General features: G+C 65.2%; 19 protein-coding genes and 1 tRNA gene. 15 read left to right on the top strand and 5 right to left on the bottom strand.

Going from position 1 to position 17,986, the window contains the following annotated elements:
- The first annotated feature begins 72 nt into the window (after positions 1-72).
- Positions 73-690 (top strand): chloramphenicol acetyltransferase, encoded by a 618-nt coding sequence (locus P1U48_RS08865; RefSeq protein WP_301068599.1) that lies wholly within the window; start codon positions 73-75, stop codon positions 688-690.
- A 20-nt stretch (positions 691-710) separates the two neighbouring features.
- On the opposite strand, the gene P1U48_RS08860 is transcribed toward P1U48_RS08865, so the two are convergent.
- A complete protein-coding gene (locus P1U48_RS08860; protein ID WP_301068598.1) occupies positions 711-1,892 on the bottom strand; it encodes an alpha-D-ribose 1-methylphosphonate 5-triphosphate diphosphatase in 1,182 nt (393 codons plus the stop codon).
- Between the two features lie 123 nt (positions 1,893-2,015).
- Positions 2,016-2,738: a phosphonate metabolism transcriptional regulator PhnF gene (phnF, locus tag P1U48_RS08855; protein ID WP_301068597.1), complete on the bottom strand. Its 723-nt coding sequence runs from the start codon at positions 2,736-2,738 to the stop codon at positions 2,016-2,018.
- A gap of 95 nt (positions 2,739-2,833) precedes the next feature.
- On the opposite strand from phnF, the gene phnG reads away from it, so the two are divergent.
- From phnG to P1U48_RS08810, 9 genes are all read left to right on the top strand, one after another.
- The gene (gene phnG, locus P1U48_RS08850) at positions 2,834-3,292 is read left to right on the top strand and encodes a phosphonate C-P lyase system protein PhnG (RefSeq protein WP_301068595.1); all 459 of its coding nucleotides are present in this window, start codon (positions 2,834-2,836) and stop codon (positions 3,290-3,292) included.
- Entirely contained in the window at positions 3,289-3,864 is a 576-nt protein-coding gene (phnH, locus tag P1U48_RS08845; RefSeq protein WP_301068594.1) for a phosphonate C-P lyase system protein PhnH, read from the top strand. Before phnG ends, phnH begins: the two co-directional genes overlap by 4 nt.
- Positions 3,864-4,952, top strand: a complete 1,089-nt coding sequence (locus P1U48_RS08840; protein ID WP_301068593.1) for a carbon-phosphorus lyase complex subunit PhnI — start codon at positions 3,864-3,866, stop codon at positions 4,950-4,952. The genes phnH and P1U48_RS08840 overlap by 1 nt, the downstream gene beginning before the upstream one ends.
- A gap of 195 nt (positions 4,953-5,147) precedes the next feature.
- Entirely contained in the window at positions 5,148-5,495 is a 348-nt protein-coding gene (locus tag P1U48_RS08835; protein ID WP_301068592.1) for an endonuclease domain-containing protein, read from the top strand.
- A 72-nt stretch (positions 5,496-5,567) separates the two neighbouring features.
- Complete coding sequence (locus P1U48_RS08830; protein ID WP_301068591.1) at positions 5,568-6,434, top strand: alpha-D-ribose 1-methylphosphonate 5-phosphate C-P-lyase PhnJ; 867 nt, start codon at positions 5,568-5,570, stop codon at positions 6,432-6,434.
- 5 nt (positions 6,435-6,439) lie between these two features.
- Complete coding sequence (gene phnK, locus P1U48_RS08825) at positions 6,440-7,219, top strand: phosphonate C-P lyase system protein PhnK (protein WP_301068618.1); 780 nt, start codon at positions 6,440-6,442, stop codon at positions 7,217-7,219.
- A 4-nt stretch (positions 7,220-7,223) separates the two neighbouring features.
- Positions 7,224-7,907, top strand: a complete 684-nt coding sequence (gene phnL, locus P1U48_RS08820; protein WP_301068589.1) for a phosphonate C-P lyase system protein PhnL — start codon at positions 7,224-7,226, stop codon at positions 7,905-7,907.
- Complete coding sequence (gene phnN, locus P1U48_RS08815; protein ID WP_301068587.1) at positions 7,904-8,452, top strand: phosphonate metabolism protein/1,5-bisphosphokinase (PRPP-forming) PhnN; 549 nt, start codon at positions 7,904-7,906, stop codon at positions 8,450-8,452. Before phnL ends, phnN begins: the two co-directional genes overlap by 4 nt.
- A 2-nt stretch (positions 8,453-8,454) precedes the next feature.
- Complete coding sequence (locus P1U48_RS08810; protein ID WP_301068586.1) at positions 8,455-9,621, top strand: alpha-D-ribose 1-methylphosphonate 5-triphosphate diphosphatase; 1,167 nt, start codon at positions 8,455-8,457, stop codon at positions 9,619-9,621.
- Between the two features lie 180 nt (positions 9,622-9,801).
- Here the strand turns inward: P1U48_RS08810 and typA are convergent, their stop codons facing one another.
- The gene (gene typA / locus P1U48_RS08805; RefSeq protein ID WP_301068585.1) at positions 9,802-11,622 is read right to left on the bottom strand and encodes a translational GTPase TypA; all 1,821 of its coding nucleotides are present in this window, start codon (positions 11,620-11,622) and stop codon (positions 9,802-9,804) included.
- 208 nt (positions 11,623-11,830) lie between these two features.
- Here typA and P1U48_RS08800 point away from each other — a divergent pair, with 208 nt between their 5' ends.
- From P1U48_RS08800 to P1U48_RS08790, 3 genes are all read left to right on the top strand, one after another.
- Positions 11,831-12,844: a C4-dicarboxylate TRAP transporter substrate-binding protein gene (locus P1U48_RS08800; RefSeq protein WP_301068583.1), complete on the top strand. Its 1,014-nt coding sequence runs from the start codon at positions 11,831-11,833 to the stop codon at positions 12,842-12,844.
- Between the two features lie 195 nt (positions 12,845-13,039).
- Positions 13,040-13,693: a TRAP transporter small permease gene (locus P1U48_RS08795; RefSeq protein ID WP_301068582.1), complete on the top strand. Its 654-nt coding sequence runs from the start codon at positions 13,040-13,042 to the stop codon at positions 13,691-13,693.
- 3 nt (positions 13,694-13,696) lie between these two features.
- Complete coding sequence (locus tag P1U48_RS08790; protein WP_301068581.1) at positions 13,697-15,097, top strand: TRAP transporter large permease; 1,401 nt, start codon at positions 13,697-13,699, stop codon at positions 15,095-15,097.
- Between the two features lie 27 nt (positions 15,098-15,124).
- On the opposite strand, the gene P1U48_RS08785 is transcribed toward P1U48_RS08790, so the two are convergent.
- Entirely contained in the window at positions 15,125-15,871 is a 747-nt protein-coding gene (locus tag P1U48_RS08785) for a rhomboid family intramembrane serine protease (RefSeq protein ID WP_301068580.1), read from the bottom strand.
- Positions 15,872-16,042: 171 nt separating this feature from the next.
- On the opposite strand from P1U48_RS08785, the gene P1U48_RS08780 reads away from it, so the two are divergent.
- A tRNA-Leu gene (locus P1U48_RS08780) sits at positions 16,043-16,128 on the top strand.
- Between the two features lie 156 nt (positions 16,129-16,284).
- Positions 16,285-16,368 (top strand): hypothetical protein, encoded by an 84-nt coding sequence (locus P1U48_RS08775; protein ID WP_301068617.1) that lies wholly within the window; start codon positions 16,285-16,287, stop codon positions 16,366-16,368.
- Positions 16,369-16,433: 65 nt separating this feature from the next.
- Here P1U48_RS08775 and P1U48_RS08770 read toward each other — a convergent pair whose 3' ends face one another.
- The gene (locus P1U48_RS08770) at positions 16,434-17,978 is read right to left on the bottom strand and encodes a Ppx/GppA family phosphatase (protein ID WP_301068579.1); all 1,545 of its coding nucleotides are present in this window, start codon (positions 17,976-17,978) and stop codon (positions 16,434-16,436) included.
- Positions 17,979-17,986: the final 8 nt, after the last annotated feature.

Genomic DNA, 17,986 nt, shown 5'->3' with positions numbered 1-17,986 from the left:
GGGTGAGGGCGCCGTCACGTCAGTGTTACAGATCGGCGGCAAGACTCCGGGACAGCATGGCAAGGGGGGCTCATGGCGCGACTGCACCCGGACCGGCCGTTTCTGCATGACGGCGTGGAAATCCTGGACTCAGAATTTGGCCGTTATTGCGAGGTGCGCCGCCACAGCCGGGTGCTGCACAGTCGCTTTGGCGATTATTCCTATTGCGACCAGTTCGCCGACATCGCCAATGCCGAGATCGGCAAATTTGCCAATATCGCCGCGCATGTGCGGATCGGCGCGACCGATCATCCGATGCAGGGCGCTGCGTTGCATCATTTCCTCTATCGCTCGGATGACCTCTGGGACGATGCCGCGCCGGATGCGGACTTCTTTGCACAGCGCCACGCCCGCATTGCCCGGATCGGCCATGACAGCTGGATCGGCCATGATGCTCAGGTGAAACCGGGGATCACGGTCGGGCACGGCGCCATCATCGCCTCGGGCGCCATCGTCACCAAGGATGTCACCCCCTACAGCATCGTCGCCGGCACCCCGGCCAGGGTGCTGCGTCTGCGCCAGCCGCCGGAGATCGGTGAGCGGCTGATCGCCCTGGCCTGGTGGGACTGGAGCCACGCCGAGATCCGCGCCGCGCTGGCAGATTTCCGTGCCCTTGAGGCGGCGGCGTTTCTGGAGAAATACGAAGGTTGAGGCGACCCCGGTGCGGCGGGCTATTCCGCCGCGATTGCCGGGGCATGCAGCGCGTCAAAGAAACGCTGCGCGGCCTCGCCGGCAAGATGGGTGATCCGCCCACCGGCGATGGTCGCTTCGATGGCACGGGTCGCCTTGTTGATCACCACCAGATCGGCACGGCTGCCGGGGGCGAGATGACCACGGTCCGGCAGGCGCAGAATTTCGGCCGGGGTGGACGAGATCATCGCCCAGGCGGCGGGCAGGTCCAGCACCCGGTCATCGACCAGCCGAAAGGCGGCCTGGGCCAGAGCCGGGTAGTAGTAATCCGACACCAGCGCAGTACAGAGCCCGTCGCCGATCAGATCCAGCGCTGCGATATTTCCCGCCTGCGAGCCGCCACGCACCACATTCGGGGCGCCCATCAGCACCGGATCGCCGACCGCACGGGCCAGCGCCGCTGCCGTGCGCGACATTGGGAATTCGCAGATCTTGGCGCCGATCATCGAAAATGTCTCGCGGGTTTCGCCATCCGGGTCGTCATGGCTGCCATAGGTGATGCCCATCCGGTCAAAGGCCTCGGCCAGACGACAGAGGTACCGGGGCACCTCGCGCGCCTGTCTGCGGGCGGCGCGCAGCTGCGCCATATGCGCCTCGGGGCTGCGTCCGGCACGCCGGGCCCAGAGTGCGAATTCGCCGGGCCGGGTCGCGGCGGCACTCAGCATCTCGTCGAGATGGTTGTTGAACACCACATAATCGATGTCATGGGCCGCGAGGCTGGCCAGCAATTCATTGGCGGTTTCGACGGTGTGGGTCTCACAGCGGATTTGCAGCCGCAGATCGGTCAGCGCATGGGGGCGGTAATGGTCGAGCGCCAGCATCACCGCACGGGCAAAATCGGGGCTGCGATGGCCGCCCTCCCAGGACCAGCTCTGCGCCAGCCAGGCGGTGGTCACCCCGTTGGCGGCGGCGTCGCGGTCGGTGGCACGCAGGCCGGTGGCCAGCGGAAAAGGGGCCGAGGGGCGCGGCGCGATATGGCGCTCGAAGGCATCGCCATGCAGGTCGATGATTCCGGGCAGAACATAATAGCCGCACAGGTCGATTTCCGGCCAGGGGCCACGGGCGATCCGGCCTTCAGCGACCGAGATCGAACGGGTTTGCAGCGCGTTGTCGCGCAGAATGGTCGCGCCGGTCAGGCGCAGAGCCGGAAGAGGGCGGGGCATGCGGGCAGGTCCTGTGATGTGGTCGATTGGCCGGATTTGCCCTGTGGATAACCCCAGAATGTATCGCCGCCATGACAAGCTGTCGCGGGGCACGCGAAATTTGCGCCGCGATGGCTGGTGGGGCTAATCCGCGCCCAAGGTCAGGGTCACCCGGTCACCGGCAAACCAGGTGTGGCCATATTCGATCGGGCGGCCTTCGGGATCGACATTGATGCCGACGGTGCGCAGGATCGGATCGCCCTCGCGCAGCCTGAGGCCATTGGCCTGGGTGGCGGTGGCGCGTTTTGCGGTCAGCCGGGTCGAGGCGCGGATGTAATCGGTGATGCCGAAATGCGCCAGCATCCGGGTCACCGAGCCGGTCTCGGCCAGTCGCGTCAGCAGGTCGGGAAAGCGCGCGGCCGGAAACACCGAACGGTAGAGCGCGATCGGCTGACCGTCGGCCAATGAGCGACCTTCCGAGACATGCACCCTTGCGCCCGCGGGTAGGTGCAGCGCCTCAGCTTCGCGCGGGGCAGCTCCACGGGTTTCTGCGGTCAGAATTTCGCGGGCGGGCAGGCGTCCGGCGGCGCGCAGGTTCTGGTGAAACCTGACCCTTCGGCCAATCGGATAGTCGGTCGGTGCCTGGGTGACAAAGACCCCGGCGCCCCGGCGGGCATGGATCAGCCCGTGATCGGCCAGATCGGCCAGCCCGCGCCGCACCGTGTGACGGTTGACCCCGAAACGCGCCGCCAGCTCGGCCTCGGTCGGCAGCTTGTCACCGGGGCCATAACGCCCCCCGGCGATATCGGCGGTCAGCGCCTCGGCAATGGATTTCCACAGCGGCGTTCGGGCGGTCGGGGGTGTCATGAAAACTTCACCTTGCGGGGCTTGTGCGACTCGGTCGGTCGGCGTAGGAAGTTGTATAGTTGTATAGTAACCTAGACAAATCTGCAAGGTGTTGCATGGCACAGCCCGACCCGACCAATGATCAGCGCAAGGCCTGGATGTCGCTGCTGGCCAAGGCGCCCGCCGCCGATCTGGCGCGGCTCTGGGCCGGGTATGACGCGGCACCCGCGTTCACCTGGCTGCGCCCGCCCGAGATCGGCATGGTGATGGTGCGGGGACGGGCCGGGGCCATCGGCGCGGCGTTCAATCTGGGCGAGATGAGCGTCACCCGGTGTTCGCTGAAGCTGGCCAGCGGCGAAGTTGGCCACGCCTATGTGCAGGGCCGCGACACCGCCAAGGCACAGAACGCGGCGGTGATCGATGCGCTGATGCAGACCGAAGCGGCGCCGCGGCTGCGCACAGCGGTTCTGATGCCGTTGCAGGCGGGGCTGGCGGCTGCGGCCGACGCCCGTGCGGGCAAGGCGGCGGCGACCAAGGTCGAATTCTTTACCATGGTGCGGGGGGAGAACGCATGAGCGCGTGTGTTGATACTGAGGCGCTGTCAGGCGGGTTCGACACTCCGCCGGTTGCCGCCGCCCATGCCTTTCGCGCGGCGATGTCGGCCCTGGCCCGCCCCGGTCGGATCGAGACGATCAGCGGCGGGCGTGCCCCGGCACCGGTCTCGGTCGCGGCGGCGACCCTGTTACTGACATTGTGTGATGCCGAAACGCCGCTGCATCTGGCCGGGGCGCATGACAACCGGGCCATGCGTGACTGGGTGGCGTTCCATCTTGGCGCGCCACTGGTCGCGCCGGGGGATGCGATGTTCGCGCTGGGCACATGGGAGGCACTGGGCGGTCTTGACCGCTATGCGCAGGGCACGCCGGACTATCCGGATCGCTCGGCCACCCTGATTGTCGAGCTGAGCGATCTGGTGGCCAGCGGCAGCCGGTTGCGCGGCCCCGGAATCCGTGACGCCGCCGCGTTGAACCTGCCGGACCCGGTGGCGTTGCAGCGCAATGCGGCGCAGTTCCCGCTCGGTCTTGATTTCTATTTCACCTGCGACAGCCGCATCGCGGCGCTGCCGCGCAGCACGAGGATCGGCTGATGTATGTCGCGGTCAAGGGGGGCGAACGCGCCATCGACAATGCCCATGCCTGGCTGGCCGAAGAGCGGCGCGGCGATCCTGATGTCGCCGCGCTCGACATCGCGCAGATCCGCGAGCAGCTGGCGTTGGCGGTGAACCGGGTGATGGCCGAAGGCTCACTCTATGATCCCGATCTGGCGGCCCTGGCGATCAAACAGGCGCGCGGCGACCTGATCGAGGCGATCTTCCTGATCCGCGCTTATCGCACCACGTTGCCGCGCCTTGGGCTTTCCCATCCGATCGACACCGGCGCGATGGCGATTGACCGGCGGATCAGCGCGACGTTCAAGGATGTGCCGGGCGGGCAGGTGCTGGGCCCGACCTTTGACTACACCCACCGGTTGCTGGATTTCGCCCTGGCCGCCGAGGGGCTGGAGCCGCCTGCTGTGGCTGAGGCACCGGTGGCGCCGGATGCGGTGCCGCATGTGGCCGAGTTTCTGGACCGCGAGGGCTTGATTCAGGCCGAGGTCGCCAGTGACGCCACGCCGCCTGATCTGACCCGCGAGCCGCTGAACCTGCCTGCCGGGCGCGCCTTGCGGTTGCAGGCGTTGACCCGGGGCGACGAGGGGTTTGTGCTTGGCATGGCCTATTCCACCCAGCGCGGCTATGGCCGCAACCACCCGTTTGTCGGCGAATTGCGGATCGGCGCGGTGGCGGTGGAGCTGGACATTCCCGAGCTTGGCTTTGCCGTCGAGATCGGCGAGGTCACGGTGACCGAATGCGAGACGGTGAACCAGTTCGTCGGCTCGAAAACCGAACCGCCGCAATTCACCCGGGGGTATGGGCTGGTGTTCGGGCAGACCGAGCGCAAGGCGATTTCGATGGCTTTGGTGGATCGCGCTCTGCGCTGGGAAGAACTGGGCGAAGACAATGTCGGCGCCCCGGCGCAGGACCAGGAATTCGTTCTATATCATGCGGATAACATCCAGGCGACGGGGTTTCTGGAGCATATCAAGCTGCCGCATTATGTGGATTTCCAGTCCGAACTCGAGCTGATCCGCAAGCTGCGGCGGGAGGCGGCTGTGGCGCGACCGGAGGCCGCGGAATGAGGCGGGCGGTGCAGCCCCTCACCCTGACCCTCTCCCCCAAGGGGAGAGGGGAACAGCGCCCTTGCCCGATGTCGAACAGATGCGCCGCGTTCAGCCGCCCCGCGCGATTCCCTCTCCCCTTGGGGGAGAGGGTCAGGGTGAGGGGGGGACCCCTCTTAACCCGACGTTCATCCTATCTGCACAATCCTGCGCCCCATGTGGCAGAACCACTTTCAGACCGCGCGGGCGCGTCAGCTGCGTCAGGAGATGACGCCCGCCGAGCGCCTGCTCTGGTGGCATCTGCGCAATCGGCGCTTGCTGGGTCTGAAATTCCGCCGCCAGGTGCCGATCGGCCCCTATATCGCCGATTTCTACTGTGCCGAGCAGCGGCTGGTGATCGAGACGGATGGCGGCGGCCATGCCGACAGCGCTGCGGACCGCGCGCGCGATGCCTGGATGCGGGCGCAGGGGCTGACTCCGCTGCGGGTCTGGAACACCGACATCACCGGCAATCTGACCGGCGCGCTGACCCGCATCGCCGAAGTCGCCGGGCGGCTGACCTGAACCGGCGCAGCTCTGCCGGCGCGCACGTCCCTTCGCCTTTCTCCAACTCTACCCGCAGAACCGGAGCCGCCGATGTCCGAGTATAACTTTGCCTATCTCGATGAGCAGACCAAGCGGATGATCCGCCGGGCGATCCTCAAGGGGCTGGCGATCCCCGGCTATCAGGTGCCCTTCGCCAGCCGTGAAATGCCGATGCCCTATGGCTGGGGCACCGGCGGGGTGCAGGTTTCGGCGGCGACACTGACCCCGGACGACACCTTCAAGGTCATCGACCAGGGCGCCGATGACACCACCAACGCGGTGTCGATCCGCAAGTTTTTTGAAAAAACCGCCGGAGTTGCGACGACCGAACGCACCGCCGAGGCGACGGTGATCCAGACCCGCCACCGGATCCCGGAGCAGGAGCTGACCGAGGATCAGATCCTTGTCTATCAGGTGCCGATCCCGGAACCGTTGCGGTTTCTGGAACCCTCCGAGGTCGAGACCCGCAAGATGCATGCGCTGGAGGAGTATGGGCTGATGCATGTGAAGCTCTACGAAGACATTGCCCGGCACGGTGAGATCGCCACCGCCTATGCCTATCCGGTCAAGGTCGAGGGCCGCTATGTGATGGACCCCTCGCCAATCCCGAAATTCGACAATCCGAAGCTCGAGATGGCGGCGATCCAGCTGTTCGGCGCCGGGCGCGAGCAACGGATCTATGCGCTGCCACCCTATACCAAGGTGGTGAGCCTCGATTTCGAGGATTACCCGTTTGAACGCACCCGGGCGCCACAGGATTGTGGGCTGTGCGGGGCCAATGACAGCTATCTCGATGAGGTGATCATGGATGATGCCGGCCGCCGAATGTTTGTCTGTTCAGACACCGATTTCTGCCGCGCCCGTCGCGAGGACGGCCATCAGGGGGCGATGGCGGCCGCAGCGGAGGCGCTGACATGAAGGATATGAGCCCAATTGATCGCCCGCTGTTGCAGGTCGCGGGGCTGAGCAAATATTACGGCGCGCGGATCGGCTGCGAAGCGGTCGGGTTTGAGCTGTGGCCGGGCGAGGTGATGGGCATTGTCGGCGAAAGCGGTTCCGGCAAGACGACGCTGCTGAATTGCCTGGCTGGGCAATTGGCGCCGGATGCCGGGCAGGTGCTGTTCGACCTGGACGGGATTGCCACCGACACCGTGACGATGAGCGAGCCGGAGCGGCGTCGGCTGGCGCGCACCGACTGGGCCTTTGTGCATCAGCACGCCGCCGATGGCCTGCGGATGAATGTCAGCGCCGGTGGCAATGTCGGCGAGCGGCTGATGGCGATTGGCGCACGCCGCTACGGCGATATCCGCACCCAGGCGCTGGACTGGCTGGGCCGGGTCGAGATTTCGGGCGACCGGATCGATGATCGCCCGACGGCGTTTTCCGGCGGCATGCGTCAGCGCTTGCAGATCGCCCGCAACCTGGTCACCGGGCCACGGCTGGTGTTCATGGATGAACCGACCGGCGGGCTCGATGTCTCGGTGCAGGCGCGGCTGCTCGACCTGATGCGCGGGCTGGTGCGCGAGATGGGGCTGTCGGCGATCATCGTCACCCATGACCTGGCGGTGGTGCGGTTGTTGGCGGATCGCCTGATGGTGATGAAGGATGGCCAAGTCGTGGAAACCGGGCTGACCGATCAGGTGCTTGACGATCCGCAGCATGGCTATACCCAGCTGCTCGTTTCTTCTGTGTTGCAGGTGTAAGTCAATGATCCAGATCGAAAACCTGTCAAAGACCTTTACCTTGCACAATCAGGGCAGCGCGGTGATTCCGGTGATACGGGGGGCCGAATTGCAGGTCGCCCCGGGCGAATGCATCGCCCTGACCGGGGCCTCGGGGGCGGGGAAATCCACCTTGATGCGGATGATCTATGGCAATTACCTGGCCGCTTCGGGCCGGATCATGGTCGGTGACGTGGATGTCGTCGCCGCCGATCCACGGGCGATCCTGACTCTGCGGCGTTATACGCTCGGCTATGTCAGCCAGTTCTTGCGGGTGGTGCCCCGGGTGGCGACCCGCGATGTGGTTGCCGAACCGCTGCTGGCCACCGGCTCTGACCTGGTGGCGGCACGGGCGCGGGCCGAGGCGCTTCTGGCGCGTCTCAATATTCCGCAACGGCTCTGGTCGCTCAGCCCGACGACGTTTTCGGGTGGCGAACAGCAGCGGGTGAATATCGCCCGGGGCTTTGCCTATGGCTATCCGGCGCTGCTGCTGGACGAGCCGACCGCCAGTCTGGATGCGCAGAACCGCGACACGGTGCTGCAAATGATCGAAGAGGCCAAGGCGCGCGGCGCCGCGATCATCGGGATTTTCCATGACGAGGCGGCGCGGGCGCGGCTCTGCGACCGCGAGGTCGATGTCACAGGATTTTCGCCGGAGCAGGCGGCATGAGCCGCCGCGGCCGCCTGATCGCGATTGTCGGCGCCTCCGGGGTTGGCAAGGACAGTGTGATGCAGGCGCTGGTGTCGGCGCGTCCCGATCTGCACCTGGTGCAGCGGGCGATCACAAGGACGGCGGAGGCCGGTGGCGAGGTGTTTGAGGCGGTGACGCCGCAGGCGTTCCGGTCCCGGGTCGCAGCCGGGGCGTTTGCGCTGTCCTGGCAGGCGCATGGGCTCGACTACGGCATTCCCCGGACGGTGGATGCGGTGCTGGCCGCTGGCCATGATGCATTGGTCAACCTGTCGCGCGACGTGCTGGCCAGCGCCGCCGCCCGGTTTCCCGGGATGATCGTCATCCAGCTGACTGCCGATCCTGCAACCCTGGCCGCGCGGCTGGCGGCGCGCGGGCGTGAGGCGCCCGCGGACATCGCCCGCCGCCTGGCCCGGGCGGATGCCGCCCTGCCGGATGGCATCACGGCGCTGGTGGTCGACAACAGCGGCCCGATCGAGGCGGCGGTCACCGCGATCCTTGCCCATATTTCTTCTGAAAAGGTCTGAACATGCCCAAGGATTCCTGCCTCTCCAGCAAGGAGATCATTCTCGGCAATGCCCAGTTGGTGCTGCCCGACGAGGTGCTGACCGGCCATTTGGTGATCCGCGCGGGCCGGATTGCCGAGATTGGCCAGGGTGCGGCCCTGCCCGCCGGGGCGCTGGATTGCGGCGGTGATTTCCTCAGCCCCGGGTTGATCGAACTGCACACCGACAATATCGAACGCCATATCGCGCCGCGCCCCAAGGTCAGCTGGCCGCATCACGCCGCGATCGTGGCGCATGACGCCGAGCTGGCGGGCTGCGGCATCACCACGGTGTTCGATGCGGTGCGGGTCGGGTCGATCCTGACCAATCCGGAGGTCGGCTATCGCCGCTATGCCCGTTCGATGGCCGATGAAATCTTGGCGATGCGCACCTCCGGGGCGCTGCGGATCAGCCATCACCTGCATCTGCGCGCCGAGACATGTTCGGAAACCTTGCTCGAAGAGCTGGCCGAATTCGGCCCCGAGGACCGGGTCGGTATCGTCAGCCTGATGGATCACACCCCGGGCCAGCGGCAATTCACCGATATCTCGAAATTCGAGGCCTTCGTGCGTGGCAAACACGGGATCTCGCAAGAGGCCTTTGCCGATTATGTCGACTGGCTGAGCGATCTGCACGCCCGGCTCGGCGCCCGCCACGAGGCGGCGGCGGTGGCGGCGGCGCGCCGCTTTGGCGCGGTGCTGGCCAGCCATGACGACACCACCGCGGCGCAGGTCGCAACCTCGCAGGCGCATGGGGTCCGGATCGCCGAATTCCCGACCAGCCTGGTTGCGGCCAAGGCCTGCCGGGCAGTGGGAATCGCGGTGATCATGGGGGCGCCGAACCTGGTGCGCGGTGGTTCGCATTCCGGCAATGTCTCGGCGCTGGATCTGGCCGAGGCCGGGGTGCTGGACATCCTGTCATCCGATTATGTCCCGGCGGCGCTGCTGCTGGCGGCGGTGCAACTGGGCCAACACTATGGCGACATGGCGCGCGGCCTGGCCAGCGTCACCGGTGCCCCGGCGCGGGCCACCGGGCTAGGGGATCGCGGCGCGATCACGCCGGGGCAGCGCGCCGACCTGCTGCGCTTTCGGCTCTGCGACAACGTGCCGGTGCCGCGCGGTGTCTGGGTCCAGGGCGAACGGGTGGCGTGATCAGGATGCGCGCCTGCGGCGCATGTGTTTGGTGGCGATTTCCTGCAGAAATCGCGCCGCCTCCGGCGGGAGTATTTAGGGAAAGATGAAGCTGGAGCTATTGCCCTGCTTCCTCTGGTCGAAAATATCCCGGGGGTGAGGCCGCAGGCCGAGGGGGCAGCGCCCCCTGCGACCTTAGGCTCAGGCGCCGCGTGACTGGCGTTTGCGCTCATGCGGGTCAAGGAAGCGTTTGCGCAGCCGGATCGCGTTCGGCGTCACTTCGACCAGCTCATCATCGTTGATGTAGGCAATGGCCTGTTCCAGCGACAAGGTGATCGGGGTGGTCAGGCGCACCGCCTCATCCGTGCCGGAGGCGCGGACGTTGGTCAGTTGCTTGCCCTTCAGCGGGTTCACTTCGAGGTCATTGTCGCGGGAATGTTCGCCGATGATCATGCCCTGATAGACCGGAGCCTGAGCGCCGATGAAAAAGCGGCCGCGATCCTCGAGCTTCCACAGCGCATAGGCCACCGCGGTGCCGGATTCCATCGAGATCAGCACCCCGGCCCGACGGCCCGGGATCGCGCCCCGATAGGGGGCCCAGCTGTGGAACACCCGGTTCAGCACACCGGTGCCGCGGGTGTCGGTCAGGAATTCGCCGTGATAGCCGATCAACCCGCGCGAGGGGACAAGGGCGATGATCCGGGTCTTGCCGGCGCCGGCGGGCTTCATCTCGGTCAGTTCGCCCTTGCGCGACCCGGTGATCTTTTCGATCACCGCGCCGGAATATTCGTCGTCGACGTCGATGGTGACTTCTTCGATCGGCTCAAGCTTTTCGCCGTTCTCGCCTTCGCGCATCAGCACCTGCGGGCGCGAGATCGAGAGTTCGAACCCCTCGCGGCGCATGTTCTCGATCAGCACGCCCATCTGCAATTCGCCCCGGCCCGAGACTTCGAAGGCCTCGCCGCCCGGCGTGTCGGCAATCTTGATGGCGACGTTGCTTTCGGCCTCTTTCATCAGGCGTTCGCGGATCACCCGGCTCTGCACCTTCTTGCCGTCACGCCCGGCCAGCGGGCTGTCGTTGATCCCGAAGGTGACCGAGATGGTCGGCGGATCGATCGGTTTGGCCTGCAGCGGTTCCTCGACAGCCAGCGCGCAGATGGTGTCGGCGACTGTGGCCTTGCTCATCCCGGCCAGGCTGACGATGTCGCCGGCCTGGGCCTCTTCGATGTCCTGCTGGGCGAGGCCACGGAACGCCTGAATCCGGGTGACCCGGAATTGTTCGATCTTCTGGCCGATGCGCGACAGCGCCTGCACCGTGGCGCCGACCCGCAGCTTGCCGGCCTCGACCCGTCCGGTCAGGATCCGCCCGACAAAGGGATCGGCCCCAAGGGTGGTGGCCAGCATCCGGAAATCTTCGTCCTGATGCGCGATCTGGCGGGGGCGGGGCACATGGTTGACGATCAGGTTGAACAGGGCCGACAGATCCTTGCGCGGTCCGTCAAGCTCCGCATCGGCCCAGCCGTTGCGGCCCGAGGCATACATATGCGGGAAATCCAGCTGGTCGTCATCGGCGCCGAGATTGGCGAAGAGGTCGAAGCATTCGTTCAGGGCGCGGTCCGGTTCGGCGTCCGGCTTGTCGACCTTGTTCAGCACCACGATCGGGCGCAGGCCGAGTTTCAGCGCCTTGGAGGTCACGAATTTGGTCTGCGGCATCGGGCCTTCGGCGGCATCCACCAGCAGCACCACACCGTCAACCATCGACAGGATGCGTTCGACCTCGCCACCGAAATCGGCGTGGCCGGGGGTGTCGACGATATTGATCCTTGTGCCTTTCCAGACCACCGAGGTCGGCTTGGCAAAGATGGTGATGCCGCGTTCACGTTCCAGGTCGTTGCTGTCCATGGCCCGTTCGGCCACGGCCTGATTGGCGCGGAATGCTCCCGATTGCTTGAGCAACTCGTCAACAAGCGTGGTCTTGCCGTGGTCAACGTGGGCGATAATGGCGATGTTTCGCAGGTCCATAGGGGTCTCTTTCTGGGGTCGCGGTCCGCCTATACCGCATCTGCGCGAAACGCCAGAGGCAATGCCGCATTGCCGCAATCGACGCAGCGGCGGCGGGGCCGGCGTTTTCCCCCGGTTTTCCCGCAGGGATTTTTTCTTGATCTTCAGCCCGGGCGGGCTACCGTGCTTGCTCAAGCGGCAGGGAGAAGCCGCATCAAGGGAGAAAATCATGAAACGTTTTGTGACCAAGGCCGCTGCGACGGCCGTGATCCTTGGCCTTGCTGCACCGGCATTGGCCACCGAATGGAATGTCTCGGTCTGGGGCAAGCGCCGCGAATTCACTGAACATGTCGAAAAGATTGCCGAACTGGTCAAGGAAAAGACCGGCGGCGCCTTTACCATGAACATCAGCTATGGCGGGCTGTCGAAAAACACCGAGAACCTGGATGGCATCAGCATCGGCGCCTTTGAGATGGCGCAGATCTGTGCAGGCTATCACGAGGACAAGAACCCGACCCTGACCGCCGCCGAATTGCCTTTCCTGGGCGTGCGCGACCTGAACGAAGAGGTTGCCGTTGCCAATGCGCTCTACGCGCATCCGGCAGCACAGAAGGATCTGGCGCGCTGGAATGCCAAGCTGCTGATGCCCTCGCCGATGCCGCAATACAACATCGTCGGCACCGGTGATCCGCGCGAACATCTTGAGGATTTCAAGGGCATGCGGGTGCGGGCCACCGGCGGTCTGGGCGAAGCCTTCAAGTCGGTTGGCGCGGTTCCGACCTCGGTCACCGCGACCGAAGCTTACAATGCGATGGAATCCGGTGTGGTCGATACGGTGGCCTTTGCGCCGCATGCGCATCTGTCCTTTCGCACCATCGATCAGGCCACCTGGTGGACCGAGAACCTGAACCCCGGCACCGTGAACTGCCCGGTGGTGGTGAATATCGACGCCTATAACGCGCTGCCCGATGCCGAGCGCGCGGCCCTGGACGGGTCGATCGACGAAGCCATCGCCTACTACATCGACACCTACGGCAAGCTGATGGAAAAATGGGAAAAGGTGCTGGCCGAGAAGGGCGTCAAGAAAGTCAGCTACAGCGACGATGAGCTGGCCAAATTCCGGGCCGCCACCTCCGGCATTGCCGGAGAATGGGTCGCCAAGATGGAGGCCCAGGGCATTCCCGGCGCCGAGCTGCTGGCGACCATCGAAAAGGCGCTGGCCGATCATCGTGCGATGAAATGATCCCGGAACCCGCCGGGCCTGGGCTGGGCGCTGCTGCGCCGGGACTGTCGGGGCGGCTGTCAATCCGCCCCGGTTTCCGCGTTTCGCGCGGGTGACGCGGTGATTTGGACCTTTCGCGGATGACGCGAAAGCGGGCCTGGTCGGAAAGGCCGCGCCCATTGGCCCTGAGACCGGGCCGGGACGAAGGGGGATTCCATGGCCGGATCGCAACCTGTGCGCGCCGACGGTTCTTTGCTCAGCCGTTTGGATCGCAGCCTCTACCGGATCGAGACCTTTCTCGGCTTCCTGTCGGGCCTGACGGTGCTGCTGCTGATGTTCCTGGCGGTGGTTTCGGTCGGCGGGCGCAATCTGTTCAATGCGCCGCTGCCCGGTTACGTCGACTGGATCCAGCAGGCGATGCCGCTGATCGCCTTTATGGGGATTTCCTATGCGATGCGCGATGGCGGCCATATCCGCATGGATATCGTCGTCGGGCAGTTGAAGGGCCGCGGGCTCTGGGCGGCGGAATTTGTCACCACCGCGGTCACCCTGCTGCTGATGGCGCTGCTGATCTGGGGCTCTTATTCGCATTTCCTGCGCAGTTTCGATTTCACCTCGCCGTGGTGGAGCCGCGACAGTTCGATTGATATCGCACTGCCGCTCTGGCCGGCCAAACTGCTGGCGCCGGTGGCGTTTTCGGTGCTGGCTTTGCGGTTGGTTCTGCAGCTCTGGGGCTATGCCAGGGCCTTTGTCGAGCGCACGGATGAACCGATCGGGGTGCCGATGGTCAAGAGCGCGGCGGAACTCGCCGCCGAAGAGGCCGAGCATGTCGCCGGTGCGGAACGCGTTGCTGAACGGGGCGAGGGCTGAGCGATGACATCTGTAGAAATCGGGCTCTGGGTTTCCGGCGGGATGCTGGTGCTGGTGGTGCTGGGGATGCGCGTCGCCTTTGCCGCCGGCACGGCGGGGCTGGTCGGGCTGATCTGGATATTCTGGGACAAGAAGGACTACGCCTGGGAGCAATTCGGCTGGGCGTTGACGGTGGCGGTGAAAACCGCCGGGCAGGTGCCGCATTCCAAACTGGCCAGCCAGGAGCTGAGCCTGATCCCGACGTTCATCCTGATCGGCTATCTGGCCTATTACGCCGGGTTGACGCAGGCGCTGTTCGAGGCCGCCAAACGCTGGGTCGGCTGGTTGCCGGGCGGTATGGCGGTGGCAACGGTGTTCGCCACCGCCGGCTTTGCCGCCGTGTCTGGCGCTTCGGTCGCGACCTCGGCGGTGTTCGCGCGCATCGCGATCCCGGAGATGCTGAAGGTCGGCTATGACAAACGCTTTGCGGCAGGCGTGGTTGCGGCGGGCGGGACCTTGGCCAGCCTGATCCCGCCTTCGGCGATCCTGGTGATTTATGCGATCATCGTTGAACAGAATGTCGGCAAGCTGCTGCTGGCCGGGTTCATCCCCGGCGCCTTTTCGGCGCTGGTCTATGGTGGGTTGATCGTCGGTCTGGCGATGGTGATGCCGAAATTTGGCCCGCCGCTGGGCGGGTTTTCGTGGAAAGAGCGGTTCAGGTCACTGCCGCCGGCCTTTCCGATCTTCTTTGTCGTCTTCATCATCATCTTCTTCATCTACAACCCCTTCGGCGGTGACCCCTGGGGCACCCCGACCGAGGGCGGCGCCCTGGGCGCTGCGGTGGTGTTCGTGATGGCGCTGATGAAGGGGATGAGCTGGGCCCAGCTCAAGGATGCGCTGCTGGAGACCGCCAAGCTGGCAACGATGATCTTCACCATTATCTGGGGGGTGCTGGTCTATGTCCGCTTCCTCGGCTTTGCCGATCTGCCGGGGGCGTTTTCCGACTGGATCGCCGGGCTGGAACATTCGCCGCTGCTGACCCTGGTGATGATCCTGCTGGCCTATGCGGTGCTGGGCATGTTCATGGATGCCATCGGGATGCTGCTGCTGACCCTGCCGGTGGTCTATCCGGCGGTGATGGCGCTGAATGGCGGTGAGGATGTGCTGGCGGCGGACAGTGCCTTTGGCATGTCCGGCGACATGTGTGCGATCTGGTTCGGGATCCTGGTGGTCAAGATGGCCGAATTTTGCCTGATCACCCCGCCGATCGGGCTCAACTGCTTTGTGGTGGCCGGGGTGCGCGACGATATTTCGGTGCAGGAGGTGTTTCAGGGCGTGACCCCGTTCTTTCTGGCCGATGCGGTGACCATCGCGCTGCTGGTGTCATTCCCGCAGATCGTGCTCTGGTTGCCCTCGCTGGTCTAGCTGGCGGGGCGGCCGCCGATGGCGGTGCTATTTGCGGCGGCGCACGGTTGGGATTCGGGTCGGTGACAATGGATATTTCGCATCCGGATGCGGCGGGCGGCCATGATTCTGGCTCCAGAAGGCCGGACCGCCGAGGCGCAGGAACAGCGGGATGGTCAGCCCCAGCCCGATCAGAAAGCCACCGGCATGCGCCCAATAGGCGACGCCGCCGTTGGTCGGATCCGAACCGACGCCATTGAACAATTGCATTCCGAACCACAGCCCCAGCATCACCCAGGCGGGCACCGGAAAGACCCGGAAGAACACGATCAGGATGATCAGGATATCAACCCGGGCCTTGGGGAACAGCAACAGATACCCGCCCATCACCCCGGCAATCGCGCCAGAGGCGCCGACCACCGGCACCGGTGACCCGGTTGCGGACAAGTAATGCACCAGCGCCGCGCCGAGGCCAGCGGCAAGGTAAAAGCCAAGGAACGGCAGATGCCCCATCTCGTCTTCCAGGTTGTCGCCAAAGATCCACAGGAACAACATGTTGCCCGCCAGATGCATGAAGCCGCCATGCAGGAACATCGAGGTCAGCAGAGTCTGATAGCCTTCGCCCGCAGACACCCGCGCCGGGATCATCGCCCATTCGCCATAGAAAGCCTGCAAGCTGGCCATGTCGACGGTCTGCGGCATGGTCAGCACGAACACCGCGACATTCAGCGCAATGATCGCATAGGTGACAAAGGGGAACCGCCCAGAGGGGTTATGATCGCGCAATGGAAACATGGCGCGACGCTAAGCCAAAGCGATGCGAGGTCAAGCTGAAAGCCTGCGGCACCAGGTCCCAAGGCGCGGCCGGTTCTTTGGGTCGGGTTTGGAAAGGTGCGCAAATTCCGCACCAATTTTGTGCCAGCCATCTTTCGCGCCGCCGCCCCATGGCCTAAGCTCACCGGGCCTGCCCGCGTGGTGGAATGGTAGACACATGAGACTTAAAATCTCCCGGCCGTATGGCCGTGCCGGTTCGAGTCCGGCCGCGGGCACCAAACACGTTTCATAAGAATAGTAGCCGATATCGGGATCAATGACCTGGGCGGCTGCGGTTTCGAAGAAACCGCGATGGCATTCGGCGTTCAGAGGTTCTCCGTCCAGGTGTACCAAACACCTCACTTCTGGCCTGTCTGGCCGGGATCGGCTTTACCATGTCGTTGTTCATCGGCGGACGGGGCTTTGACGACCGGCTGTTGATGAACGAGATGCGTCTCGGGGGCTTGGGGCCTGGGTGAGTTCGGCGCTGCTGGGCCACGCGCTGCTGGGCTAGGCGGCGCTGCGGCGGTGGCCGGGGAACCGCTCAGCGCCGCAGCGTGATTTCGCTTTCGGCACCCAACGCGCTGGCGAGTGAGCCAAACCGCGCTGCGGCGACTTCTCCGAACAGCGGCCAGGCGGCCTCGGTCAGGTTCAGCACCAAGCGCTTTTTCTTGGGGAACCATTTCAACTCGCCGATGTCGGCATCCCGGTCCAGCCAGAGCATCGCGCCAAAGCGCAGCGCCTTGCCGACGATTTCCGCCTGCAGCTGCTGCTCGGGTGGGATCATGTCATACATGTCTTCGAAATGGGTGCCTTCGCGCTTGTTGCGATAGCGGTGCAGCAGTGCCAGGCCGAGAAAGATCCGTTCGGAATGCTTCAACCCGCCGAGATTGGCGCGGGTGGCGTTGTCAAAACAGACCTCGGCCCGGTAATCGGGATGGGCGCGCCAGGTCACGTCATGCAGCAGGCAGGCGGCCTTGATCAGCCGCAGCTGTTCCGGTTTCGCCGAGCGGAACAGCGGCAGCAAGAATTCATAAACGGTGCGGCCAAAGCCGGGCAGGCGGGCGTCCTTGCGTTCGGCAAAGCGGCAGGCCTCGATCAGCGGGTCGCGGTCGCGCAGGTTCTGCGGCATTTGCTGATAGAGCATGCCTTCGCGGATCCCGTAAGAGCTGACCGCGATGTCATGCGGGCGAAAGGCGCGCACGATTTCGACCAGTACCTCGGCGGCCATCGGCACCAGCGCCATTCGATCGCGCGACACCCCGCACCGGGCACGCAGCACCTCGGGGTCTTGTTTCTGGATGTAATCGGCGGTCTCGCGGATCGCTTTCGCGGTCATTCGATACTCGTGCAGCACGTGCAGCGGATAGCCGCGCCGGTCCATGTCGATCCGGGCAATCGCCCGCCAGGACCCGCCGACCAGGAACAGCCGGTTGCGTTGTTCACCCATTTCACATTTGAGCTTGCCGACCTCGGCCTTGATAAATCCACGCCGTCCCTTGCGCCCGCCTTTGACATCGGCCAGCTTCAGCGGCCCCAGCGGCGAGGTCACGCAGCGCCCGACAGTGCCGCCGGCAATCTCGGCCAGCTCCATCGAAGACCCGCCGATATCGCAGACCAAGCCATAGGAGCCGGGCCAGCCAAGCAGCACCCCCTGGGCCGAGAGCCGCGCCTCTTCCGTCCCGTCGATGATGTGGATATTCAATCCGGTCAGGCGCTCGGCTTCGGCAATGAAATCGGCGCCATCGCTGGCCTCGCGCATCGCGGCGGTGGCGACGGCGGTCAGCGGTGTCGCCCGCATCCCATGCGCCAACAGCTGGAACCGGTGGATTGCCGCCAGCGCGCGTTTGCGCCCCTCGGGGTTCAGCCGCCCGGTTTCGGACAGACCGGCGCCAAGGGCGCACATGATCTTTTCATTGTAGAAATAGGCGGGGCTGCGGGCGGCGCCATCAAACACCACCAGTCGGACCGAGTTCGATCCGACATCGACCACGCCGACACGGCTCAGCGCCCGGGTTTCGGGGTCATCGAAAAGGGGGCGGCCAAAAGGCCCCCAGTCAGGCGGCGAGGCATCGTTCGCTGCGTCCATGTCTTCCG

Origin of the sequence: Pseudooceanicola sp. (assembly GCF_029213205.1) — a bacterium.
GTDB lineage: Bacteria > Pseudomonadota > Alphaproteobacteria > Rhodobacterales > Rhodobacteraceae > Pseudooceanicola.
This window is presented reverse-complemented; position numbering and strand designations above follow the sequence as displayed.

Coding starts and splice junctions, on each gene's coding strand:
- typA (WP_301068585.1), bottom strand. CDS start 11,622: ATGGACCTGCGAAACATCGCCATTATCGCCCACGTTGACCACGGCAAG.
- phnL (WP_301068589.1), top strand. CDS start 7,224: ATGATCCAGATCGAAAACCTGTCAAAGACCTTTACCTTGCACAATCAG.
- P1U48_RS08830 (WP_301068591.1), top strand. CDS start 5,568: ATGTCCGAGTATAACTTTGCCTATCTCGATGAGCAGACCAAGCGGATG.
- P1U48_RS08770 (WP_301068579.1), bottom strand. CDS start 17,978: ATGGACGCAGCGAACGATGCCTCGCCGCCTGACTGGGGGCCTTTTGGC.
- P1U48_RS08810 (WP_301068586.1), top strand. CDS start 8,455: ATGCCCAAGGATTCCTGCCTCTCCAGCAAGGAGATCATTCTCGGCAAT.
- P1U48_RS08840 (WP_301068593.1), top strand. CDS start 3,864: ATGTATGTCGCGGTCAAGGGGGGCGAACGCGCCATCGACAATGCCCAT.
- phnH (WP_301068594.1), top strand. CDS start 3,289: ATGAGCGCGTGTGTTGATACTGAGGCGCTGTCAGGCGGGTTCGACACT.
- P1U48_RS08860 (WP_301068598.1), bottom strand. CDS start 1,892: ATGCCCCGCCCTCTTCCGGCTCTGCGCCTGACCGGCGCGACCATTCTG.
- phnG (WP_301068595.1), top strand. CDS start 2,834: ATGGCACAGCCCGACCCGACCAATGATCAGCGCAAGGCCTGGATGTCG.
- P1U48_RS08835 (WP_301068592.1), top strand. CDS start 5,148: ATGTGGCAGAACCACTTTCAGACCGCGCGGGCGCGTCAGCTGCGTCAG.
- P1U48_RS08790 (WP_301068581.1), top strand. CDS start 13,697: ATGACATCTGTAGAAATCGGGCTCTGGGTTTCCGGCGGGATGCTGGTG.
- P1U48_RS08775 (WP_301068617.1), top strand. CDS start 16,285: ATGTCGTTGTTCATCGGCGGACGGGGCTTTGACGACCGGCTGTTGATG.
- P1U48_RS08795 (WP_301068582.1), top strand. CDS start 13,040: ATGGCCGGATCGCAACCTGTGCGCGCCGACGGTTCTTTGCTCAGCCGT.
- P1U48_RS08800 (WP_301068583.1), top strand. CDS start 11,831: ATGAAACGTTTTGTGACCAAGGCCGCTGCGACGGCCGTGATCCTTGGC.
- P1U48_RS08785 (WP_301068580.1), bottom strand. CDS start 15,871: ATGTTTCCATTGCGCGATCATAACCCCTCTGGGCGGTTCCCCTTTGTC.
- phnK (WP_301068618.1), top strand. CDS start 6,440: ATGAGCCCAATTGATCGCCCGCTGTTGCAGGTCGCGGGGCTGAGCAAA.
- phnN (WP_301068587.1), top strand. CDS start 7,904: ATGAGCCGCCGCGGCCGCCTGATCGCGATTGTCGGCGCCTCCGGGGTT.
- P1U48_RS08865 (WP_301068599.1), top strand. CDS start 73: ATGGCGCGACTGCACCCGGACCGGCCGTTTCTGCATGACGGCGTGGAA.
- phnF (WP_301068597.1), bottom strand. CDS start 2,738: ATGACACCCCCGACCGCCCGAACGCCGCTGTGGAAATCCATTGCCGAG.